Origin of the sequence: Burkholderia sp. ZZQ-2, assembly GCF_050768715.1 — a bacterium.
Classification (GTDB): domain Bacteria; phylum Pseudomonadota; class Gammaproteobacteria; order Burkholderiales; family Burkholderiaceae; genus Burkholderia; species Burkholderia cepacia.
The window spans coordinates 1-694 of record NZ_LDVA01000107.1 but is presented as its reverse complement, the minus strand read 5'-3'; the positions used below and the strand labels follow the sequence as shown (position 1 = coordinate 694).

Annotated in this window: 1 protein-coding gene; it reads left to right on the top strand. The window is 72.8% G+C overall.

What is annotated here, in order from left to right:
* Positions 1 to 3 precede the first annotated feature (3 nt).
* The gene (locus ABY44_RS05670; protein WP_431640940.1) at positions 4 to 615 is read left to right on the top strand and encodes an RNA polymerase sigma factor; all 612 of its coding nucleotides are present in this window, start codon (positions 4 to 6) and stop codon (positions 613 to 615) included.
* Positions 616 to 694: the final 79 nt, after the last annotated feature.

The following is a 694-nucleotide window of genomic DNA, read 5'->3' as shown; positions in this document are numbered from 1 at the left end:
CGCATTCACGAGCGCGCCGCGGCACAGACGCGCGATGCGCTGGAGCGCCCCGCGTTGAGCGACGGCGATCCGGACGCCGCGCTGGTGGCACGGGTCGGCGCGCGCGACGCGTCGGCCGTGCGCGTGCTCGTCGCGCGCAAGCTGCCGCGGCTGCTCGCACTCGCGACGCGCATGCTCGGCGACCGCACGGAAGCCGAGGACGTCGCACAGGAGACGTTCTTGCGGATCTGGAAACAGGCGCCGGGCTGGCGCGAGGGCGAGGCACGGTTCGACACGTGGCTGCATCGTGTGGTGCTGAACCTGTGCTACGACCGCTTGCGCGGCCGCCGCGAGGAGCCGGTCGACGTGTTGCCCGACGTGCCCGATCCGCGACCGGAGCCGGCCACCCGCGCGGAGACCCGCTCGCGCGACGCGCGCGTGCGGCAGGCGCTCGCGGCGTTGCCGGCGCGGCAGCGCGAAGCGCTCGTGCTCCAGTACTATCAGGACATGTCGAACATGGAGGCGGCCGACCTGATGGGCATTACCGTCGACGCGCTGGAAAGCCTGCTCGCGCGCGCGCGGCGAAACTTGCGCGCGCAACTGGCCGGCGATTCACCTAGCGAGGACATCCGATGACACCCGAACGATTTCGTACCATCGTCGCCGCGTACGGCTCGGATGCGCGGCGCTGGCCGGACGGCGAGCGCGCGGCCGC